The sequence below is a fragment of the Nocardioides sp. genome (assembly GCF_036401255.1).
Lineage (GTDB): Bacteria > Actinomycetota > Actinomycetes > Propionibacteriales > Nocardioidaceae > Nocardioides.
On record NZ_DASWVI010000290.1, the window covers coordinates 1 to 8,806 of the forward strand.

At 72.1% G+C, this 8,806-nt stretch carries 8 protein-coding genes; 6 read left to right on the plus strand and 2 right to left on the minus strand.

Annotated features, from left to right (window positions below):
- From ispG to VGD85_RS13615, 4 genes are all read left to right on the plus strand, one after another.
- The coding region (ispG, locus tag VGD85_RS13600) for a flavodoxin-dependent (E)-4-hydroxy-3-methylbut-2-enyl-diphosphate synthase (RefSeq protein ID WP_331063977.1) at positions 1 to 1,105 on the plus strand (1,105 nt) is incomplete at its 5' end.
- A 64-nt stretch (positions 1,106 to 1,169) separates the two neighbouring features.
- Positions 1,170 to 2,435, plus strand: a complete 1,266-nt coding sequence (locus tag VGD85_RS13605; RefSeq protein WP_331063978.1) for an alkaline phosphatase family protein — start codon at positions 1,170 to 1,172, stop codon at positions 2,433 to 2,435.
- Positions 2,432 to 3,568 (plus strand): alkaline phosphatase family protein, encoded by a 1,137-nt coding sequence (locus VGD85_RS13610; RefSeq protein ID WP_331063979.1) that lies wholly within the window; start codon positions 2,432 to 2,434, stop codon positions 3,566 to 3,568. The genes VGD85_RS13605 and VGD85_RS13610 overlap by 4 nt, the downstream gene beginning before the upstream one ends.
- Before the next feature lie 50 nt (positions 3,569 to 3,618).
- Positions 3,619 to 4,464: a GNAT family N-acetyltransferase gene (locus VGD85_RS13615; protein WP_331063980.1), complete on the plus strand. Its 846-nt coding sequence runs from the start codon at positions 3,619 to 3,621 to the stop codon at positions 4,462 to 4,464.
- Between the two features lie 124 nt (positions 4,465 to 4,588).
- Here the strand turns inward: VGD85_RS13615 and VGD85_RS13620 are convergent, their stop codons facing one another.
- Positions 4,589 to 5,560 carry a hypothetical protein gene (locus VGD85_RS13620; protein ID WP_331063981.1) on the minus strand — a complete coding sequence of 324 codons (972 nt, stop codon included), beginning with the start codon at positions 5,558 to 5,560 and terminating at the stop codon, positions 4,589 to 4,591.
- Between the two features lie 60 nt (positions 5,561 to 5,620).
- Here VGD85_RS13620 and VGD85_RS13625 point away from each other — a divergent pair, with 60 nt between their 5' ends.
- Positions 5,621 to 7,390, plus strand: a complete 1,770-nt coding sequence (locus tag VGD85_RS13625) for a proline--tRNA ligase (RefSeq protein WP_331063982.1) — start codon at positions 5,621 to 5,623, stop codon at positions 7,388 to 7,390.
- Entirely contained in the window at positions 7,391 to 8,104 is a 714-nt protein-coding gene (locus tag VGD85_RS13630; protein WP_331063983.1) for an HAD family hydrolase, read from the plus strand.
- 158 nt (positions 8,105 to 8,262) lie between these two features.
- On the opposite strand, the gene VGD85_RS13635 is transcribed toward VGD85_RS13630, so the two are convergent.
- On the minus strand, positions 8,263 to 8,694 hold the full coding sequence (locus VGD85_RS13635) for a DUF4439 domain-containing protein (RefSeq protein ID WP_331063984.1): 432 nt from the start codon (positions 8,692 to 8,694) through the stop codon (positions 8,263 to 8,265).
- Positions 8,695 to 8,806 lie beyond the last annotated feature (112 nt).

Genomic DNA, 8,806 nt, shown 5'->3' on the forward strand with positions numbered 1-8,806 from the left:
CGCCCCGCGCCGCCCCACGCGCCAGATCAAGGTCGGCAAGGTCGGCGTCGGCAGCGAGTCCCCGATCTCGGTCCAGTCGATGACCACGACCCCGACGACCGACATCAACGCGACGCTCCAGCAGATCGCCGAGCTGACCGCGGCCGGCTGTGACATCGTCCGGGTGGCCTGCCCGAGCCAGGACGATGCGGAAGCCCTGCCGGCCATCGCGAAGAAGAGCCAGATCCCGGTCATCGCCGACATCCACTTCCAGCCGAAGTACGTCTTCGCCGCCATCGAGGCCGGCTGCGCAGCGGTCCGGGTCAACCCCGGCAACATCCGCAAGTTCGACGACCAGGTCAAGCAGATCGCGCAGGTCGCCAAGGACCACGGCACCTCCCTGCGCATCGGCGTCAACGCCGGCTCGCTCGACAAGCGCCTGCTCGAGAAGTACGGCAAGGCCACTCCGGAGGCGCTCGTCGAGTCCGCGGTGTGGGAGGCGAGCCTGTTCGAGGAGCACGACTTCCACGACTTCAAGATCTCGGTCAAGCACAACGACCCCGTCGTGATGGTCCGCGCCTACGAGCTGCTCGCCGAGCGCGGCGACTGGCCGCTGCACCTCGGTGTCACCGAGGCGGGCCCGGCGTTCCAGGGCACGATCAAGTCGGCCACGGCGTTCGGCGCGCTGCTCTCGCAGGGCATCGGCGACACGATCCGGGTCTCGCTGTCCGCGCCTCCGGTCGAGGAGGTGAAGGTCGGCATCCAGATCCTCCAGTCGCTTAACCTGCGCCCCCGCAAGCTCGAGATCGTGTCCTGCCCCTCCTGCGGCCGCGCCCAGGTCGACGTCTACACGCTCGCCGAGCAGGTGACCGCCGGCCTCGAGGGCCTCGAGGTGCCGCTGCGGGTCGCCGTGATGGGCTGCGTCGTCAACGGCCCGGGGGAGGCCCGCGAGGCCGACCTCGGGGTCGCGTCGGGCAACGGCAAGGGCCAGATCTTCGTCAAGGGCGAGGTCATCAAGACCGTGCCCGAGTCCCAGATCGTGGAGACCCTGATCGAGGAGGCCATGCGCATCGCCGAGGGCATGGAGTCCGTCGACGGCGCCGCGGCGTCCGTCACCGTCTCCTGAACGTCTGGCGAACACCGCTGCGCGGGTGGTGACGGGGAGCCGTCCCCGCCCTCACACTTCGGCTGTGACGATCTCTCGCAGGCGGCTGCTCGGTGCCGCGTCCGTGTCCGGTCTGGCTGCCGCCGCAGGGGTCTCCCGCCTGCTGCCCGCCTCGGCGGCGTCGGCGTCGCTGCCGGCCCCCGGCGCGTCGGGCATCGAGCACGTCGTCGTGGTGATGATGGAGAACCGCTCCTTCGACCACTACCTGGGCTGGCTCCCCGGCGCCGACGGCAAGCAGGCCGGCCTCAGCTACGTGGACCGCAAGGGTGTCCGGCACCCGACGCACCGGCTGACGGCGTACGACGGCTGCGGGTTCGAGGACCCCGACCACTCCTGGGAGGGCGGCCGGATCCAGCTCAACGGCGGGAAGCTGGACGGCTTCCTCAAGTCCGGCAACAACGACCTGCTCGCGATCGGCTACTACACCGACGAGGACCTGTCGTTCTACGGTCGCGCGGCCCGCGACTGGACCGTGTTCGACCGGTACTTCTCCGCGGTGATGGCCGAGACCTATCCGAACCGCTTCTACCAGCACGCCGCTCGGACCGACCGTCTGCACAACAACACCGACCGGTGCACGCTGCCGACGATCTGGGACCGGCTGGCCGAGAAGGGCATCAGCGGCCGGTACTACTGCAGCGACATCCCGTTCACGGCGCTGTGGTACGAGAAGCACCTCGACATCTCCCTGCACTTCGAGCAGTTCCTCCTCGACGCGGCGGCCGGCACCCTGCCGGCGGTCTCGTTCGTCGACCCGCGGTTCCTCAACGAGGAGGGCGGCACCTCCAACGACGACCATCCGCTCGCCGACATCCGAGCGGGACAGTCGTTCCTCAACCGGGTCTACGACGCGGTGCGCACCGGACCCGGCTGGGAGCACACGGTGCTCGTCATCAACTACGACGAGTGGGGCGGCTTCTTCGACCACGTCCGGCCGCGCCGGGCGCCGGACGCCTCGAAGCAGACGGCACTGCGCGGGTTCCGGGTGCCGGCGCTGATGATCTCGCCGTACGCGCGGCGCGGGCACGTCTCGCACCACGTGTACGACCACACCTCCGTCCTCAAGATGATCGAGTGGCGCTGGGGTCTGCGCCCGCTCTCGCCGCGCGATCGCCACGCACGCAACATGGCCGAGGCCCTCGACCTCGCCGCCGGGCCGGACACCTCGGCGCCGACCTACGACGTCCCCGACGTCACCCCGGCCGGGTGCGGCCCGGACGAGACGAAGTCCGCGGACTGGGCGGCCCTCAAGCACCTCGCCCACGACCTCGGCTGGAGGCTGCCGCGATGAGCCGCACCCGGCTCCTGACCCTCGTCGTGTTGGCGGCGGTCGGCCTGGTGCTGCCGCCGGCCGGCGCCGTGCGGCCCGACGAGACCCCGGCATCCTCGCCGGCCCGGGCGGCCGCCCGGCCGGCGTACGTCCCACCGGTGCGGCACGTGTTCGTCATCAACATCGAGAACAAGGGGTACGACGAGACGTGGGGCGCCCGGTCCGAGGCGCCGTACCTCGCGACGACGCTGCGCCGCAAGGGCGTGCTGCTCGCCAAGTACTACGGCACGGCGCACAACTCCCAGCCCAACTACGTCGCACAGATCTCGGGGCAGGGCCCCAACCCCGACATGCAGGCCGACTGCCAGACCTACTCCACGTTCCTGCGGGTGAGCACGACCGAGCCGGACCAGGCGGTCGGGTCCGGGTGCGTGTTCCCCGCCGACGTGCCGACGCTGCCGCGCCAGCTCACCGACAAGGGACTGCGGTGGAAGGGCTACATGGACGACATGGAGCGGCCCTGCCAGCACCCCGACCGCGACACCCTCGACCCGACCCAGCGGGCGACGGCGGACCACAACTACGCCGCGCGGCACAACCCGTTCGTGTACTTCCGGTCGATCACCGACCACGCGGCCTACTGCAAGGCGCACGTCGTGCCCCTCGGGCGGCTCAAGCGCGACCTGGAGCGCACCCGCACCACCCCGAACCTCGTCTACATCACCCCCGACCTCTGCCACGACGGCCACGACGCGCCCTGCGCCGACGGCCGGCCCGGCGGGCTGCGCAGCGTGGACACCTGGATGAAGCGGTGGGTGCCGCGGATCCTGCGCTCGCCGGCGTTCCGCAAGAACGGGCTGCTCGTGATCACGGCGGACGAGTCCGACGGGCCGCAGTCCGACGCCACGGCCTGCTGCGGGCCCGAGACGTCCGCGAACAGCCCGATGCCCGGGATCCTCGGTCCCGGGGGCGGGCGGATCGGCGCCCTGCTGATCTCGCGGTACGTCGCACCGGGCACGTGGAGCACCACGCCGTACAACCACTACTCGCTGCTCGGGTCGATCGAGGAGATCTTCGAACTGCCCAAGCTCGGCTACGCCCGTGACCCGGGCGTCGACACCTTCGGCCTCGACGTCTACAACGCCGCGCCGTGATCGACGGGATCTGAGCGGTCGCGGACCGGCGTACGTCGTAGGCTTCGCCCGTGCTCACGACCCGCCACGGCGTCCGCCCGCTCGGCCCGGCGGATCTGGACGCGTTCTTGGCGCTCGCGCGGCGCCGGCCGGTCGTCAACGCCTTCGTCGACTACCGCGCCACGACCACGAACCTGGAGCCCCGGTGGCTCGGCGGGGAGATGTGGGGCCGGTTCGAGGGCGGCGAGCTCGCGGCCGCCTGCCACGTCGGGGCCAACCTGGTCCCGGTCGAGGCCACCCCGGACGACGCGGCCGCCTTCGCCGAGCGCGCGCTGGCGCGCAGCCGCACGGTGTCGACGATCGTCGGGCCGCAGGAGGCCGTGCGGGCGTTCTGGAACAGCGTGGCGGCCGCCTGGGGTCAGCCCCGCGAGAGCCGCTGGGAGCAGCCGCACCTCGAGATCGCCCAGGATCCGCTGGTCGAGGCCGACCCGCAGGTGCGGCGTACCGTCCGCGCCGACCTGGGCGAGCTCTACCCCGCGTGCGTGGCGATGTACACCGAGGAGGTCGGCATCTCCCCGGAGTACGGCGGCGGCGCGGAGCTCTACCGGGCACGCGTCATGCAGCTGGTCAACCGCGGCTGGTCCTTCGCCCGCTTCGACGAGGGGCGCCTGGTCTTCAAGGCCGAGGTCGCCTGCGCCACGCCGTACGCCGCGCAGATCCAGGGCGTCTACGTGCCGCCCGACCGGCGTGGCGAGGGGCTGGCCACCGCGGGCATGGCCGCGGTCGTCGACCTGGTCCGCCGCGAGGTCGCCCCCACCGTGTCGCTCTACGTCAACGACTGGAACGCCGCCGCCCGCGCCGCCTACGAGCGCGTCGGCTTCCGCGAGACCGCCCGCTTCGCCACCGTCATGTTCTGAGCTGAGCCATCGGCCGGCGGCTCCACGCACCTGACGTATCTGTCGGCGAAGTCGCCGGCATACGACAGATCCGTCAGGTGCGTGGCCCAACCCGCAGCCGGCGGCCGAACGTCGTGAGGGCCGCTCAGTACTGCGGCACCGGCTTCAGGTCGGACGCGCGCTCGCAGTCGGCGAGCACGCAGCGGATGGTCGCGGCCTTGCGCTTGCCGTTGGTGTCGAGCAGCAGCGCGGTCGCGGACTCCCAGCGCAGCTCGCCGAACCACTGGCTCGTGTACCGGGCGAGCGCGGCGCCGCCCTTGACGCGGCGCACGGTCACCATGCCCGGGCCGATGCCGTCGTCGGTGATCCCGACGGTCGCGACCCGCCGGCCGGACGGGGAGAACACGACGGCCCGGTCGCTGCAGGAGCGCCACAGGGTCCGGGCGGGGTGGCGCAGGGAGCTGACCACGTAGCAGCCGCCGTCGTACGGGTCGCCGGTGTAGCTGCCGAGCCGGTCGGCGGCGATGTCGGCGGCGCCGCCCGTGCGGCGCGTGGCCACCGACGTCGCGTCGGAGGCGAAGTTCCACCACACGGTCCGCGCCGGCGACCAGCTGGACAGCAGGACCCGGTTCTCGGCGGCGTCGAGGCTGAACATCCGGCCGCGGAACGTGCGGGTGGCCACGGTCTTGCCGGTGCGGGCGCTGACCACGTGCACGGCGGTCCGCGTGCGCGGCAGCTCGCGGGTCTCGACCACCTGGTCGCCGTCCTGGGTGACGACGAGGTCAGCGGCGCTCACGTGCCGCAGGAGCACGCGGGTGGACCCGTCGCGGCGCACGCGCACGGCCCGCCCCTCGGCGTACCCCTCCTTGGCGCTCGTGTGGACGACGTACGCCGACCCGGACGTGCCGAGGAGGTGGACCACCTTGCCCTGGACCCGGATCCGGGTGTCGCCGTCGACGATCACCCGGCCCTCCAGGTGGGGGATCGCGATGTCGGCACCCCGAGGTACGGAGGCCGGCTTGAGCTCGACGGTCGGGGCGTCGGGTGCGGTGGATGCGGCGTGGGCCGGGGCGGCCGCCATGAGCAGTGCCGCGCCGGCGATCAGGAAAGTCCTCATGGCCCCATGACGCGATAACCCGGAGGAAGGTTGCAGCGCCCAACAAGTAGCCTTGCGCGCATGATCATGCGGATGTCGAGCCTGTTCGTGCGGACCCTGCGAGAGGACCCCGCGGACGCCGAGGTGCCGTCGCACCGGCTGCTCGTCCGCGCCGGCTACATCCGCCGCGCCGCCCCCGGCATGTACACCTGGCTCCCGCTCGGGCTCAAGGTGCTGCGCAGGATCGAGAACATCATCCGCGAGGAGATGGACGCGATCGGCGCCCAGGAGATGCTGTTCCCCGCGCTGCTGCCGCGCGAGCCCTACGAGGCCACCAACCGGTGGACGGAGTACGGCGACGGCATCTTCCGGCTCAGGGACCGCAAGGGCGGCGACTACCTCCTCGGCCCGACCCACGAGGAGATGTTCACGCTCGTGGTGAAGGACCTGTACTCCTCCTACAAGGACCTGCCGCTCTCGATCTACCAGATCCAGACGAAGTACCGCGACGAGGCGCGGCCCCGCGCCGGGCTCCTGCGCGGCCGCGAGTTCGTGATGAAGGACTCCTACTCCTTCGACGTCGACGACGCGGGCCTCGACGCGAGCTACCAGAAGCACCGCGACGCCTACATCCGGATCTTCGACCGGCTCGGCTTCGAGTACGCGATCGTCGAGGCGATGTCCGGCGCGATGGGCGGCTCGAAGTCCGAGGAGTTCCTGGCCAAGGCGAGCGTGGGCGAGGACACCTACGTCCGCTGCACGCTCTGCGACTACGCGGCCAACGTGGAGGCCGTGCACGCGCCGCCGGTCGCGCCCGTGCCGTACGACGACGCGCCCGCCGCCCACGTCGAGCAGACGCCCGGCACGCCCACGATCGAGACGCTCGTCGACCACCTCAACGAGCGGTTCCCCCGGGGCGACCGGCCGTGGACCGCCGGCGACACGCTCAAGAACGTGCTGTTCACCGTCCGCCACCCCGACGGGACCACCGAGGCGCTGGCCGTCGGCCTGCCCGGCGACCGCGAGGTCGACGACAAGCGGCTCGAGGCCCACCTCGGCGAAGGGGTGGAGTTCGCACCGTTCGGCGAGGACGACTTCGCGGCCCGCCCGACGCTGGCCAAGGGCTACATCGGTCCCGGCGCCTTGGGTGAGAAGAAGCCCGCCGGCGTGCGCTACCTCGTCGACCCGCGCGTCGTCGACGGCACCCGCTGGGTGACCGGCGCGGACGTCGAGGGCAGCCACGTCCTCGACCTCGTCGTCGGCCGGGACTTCTCCGCCGACGGTCTCATCGAGGTCGCCGAGGTGCGCGACGGCGACCCCTGCCCGCGCGGCGACGGCGGTGTCCTCGAGACCGCCCGCGGCATCGAGATGGGCCACATCTTCCAGCTGGGCCGCAAGTACGCCGACGCGCTCGGTCTCCAGGTCCTCGACGAGCAGGGCAAGCTCGTCACCGTGACGATGGGCTCCTACGGCATCGGGCCCTCCCGCGCGGTCGCCGCGATCGCGGAGGGCACCCACGACGAGCTGGGCCTCGCCTGGCCCCGCGAGGTCGCGCCCGCCGACGTCCACATCGTCGCCACCGGCAAGGACGAGCACATCTTCGCCGCGGCCGAGCGGATCGCCCACGAGCTCGACGCCCAAGGCGTCGAGGTGCTCTACGACGACCGTCCCAAGGTCAGCCCCGGGGTGAAGTTCAAGGACGCCGAGCTGATCGGCGTGCCGACGATCGTCGTCGTGGGCAAGGGTCTCGCCGACGGCACGATCGAGGTCAAGGACCGGCGTACCGGTGAGCGGCAGGACGTCCCGGCCGACCACCTCGTCGACCGCGTCACCGCGATCGTCAGGGCCTGAGTGAGCGGGGGAGGGGCGCTCGACGCCGTCCTCTTCGACTGGGGCGGGACGCTCACCGCCTGGCACGACGTCGACTTCCACGCCGAGTCGCTGGCGCTCGCCCAGGCCGTGGTGAACGCCGACCACGACCTGGAGGTCTCCCGCGCCCGCCTGGACGCGGCCGGCGACGCGGTCTGGGGCCGTTCGCGCGACCACCACCGGAGCGCGACGGTCGCCGACCTGTTCACCGAGGCGGGCCTCGACCACGACCCGGAGCTGCTGAGCGCCTACTACGAGTTCTGGGAGCCGCACACGCTCACCGACCCCGAGGCCGGGCCGCTGTTCGAGCGGCTGCACGAGCTCGGCCTGAAGGTGGGGGTGCTCTCCAACACGATCGGGCCGCGGGACTGGCACGAGGGGTGGTTCCGCCGCGACGGCGTCGACCACCTGCTCGACGGCGACGTCTACACCAGTGAGATCCCGTGGACCAAGCCCTCTCCGCTCGCGTTCCGCGCCGCCATGGACGCGATCGGCGTCAGCGACCCCGCGCGCTGCGTGTACGTCGGCGACCGGCTCTTCGAGGACGTGTGGGGCGCACAGAACGCCGGCCTGCGAGCGATCCACATCCCGCTCAGCGCGATCCCGGCGGCCCAGGTGGGGCACACGGAGGGCACGCCCGACGCGGTCGCGCACCGGTTGAGCGAGATCGAGGGCCTCGTCGCAGCCTGGCTGTGACATGGCTCTGACCTGCGGTTCTGCAGGTTTGTGCAATGCGAAAACGTGAGGTTCGGGTCGTATCGCGCCGATCGCGCTCGTATTGCATGCTTTTGCAAGAGCGGTTCCGCCAGTCCCCCCACATCCCGGCGGGCCCGCTCAGGGCCACTGTCCAGGCCTCAGCGGTCCGCGTGCTCGTCTGCCCCGGGGAACATCTCGGGAGTTCCCCGGAAGACGAGCTCGCGGACCGCTGCTTCATTCAGGGCCCCGATCGCGCTGCGCCGCCGCCCCGCCGTCGAGTTCTCCACGACGAACGCGTAGGTCGACGCGCACGCCCGCTCGACCGCCAGGGCCGCCCGCTCCACCTGCCGGGGCGTCTCCAGCGCAGGGAGCTCGTACGCCGGCTCCGCGGCCACCGGCTCCGCCTCGAGGTCCAGCACGGCGGCGGTGAGCTCGTCGCGCCGGGCCCGGTGCGCCTCGTACGCCCTGCTCACCGCGGCGAACAGCTCCGGGGTCGCCGACTGCGAGGTCCGGCCCCCGAGCGCGCCGTACACGTAGACGGCCGCGTGCTCGGCCGCCAGCGCGGCCTGCAGGGCATCGAGCTCACTCATCCGCGGGCCCCCTGCGGGGTGGTCCGCTGGGCGACCGCGGCGCTCATCGACGCCAGCAGGCGGGCCAGCGCGCCGCTCTCGGCCGCGACCGCGGCCTCGACCAGGTGGGCCT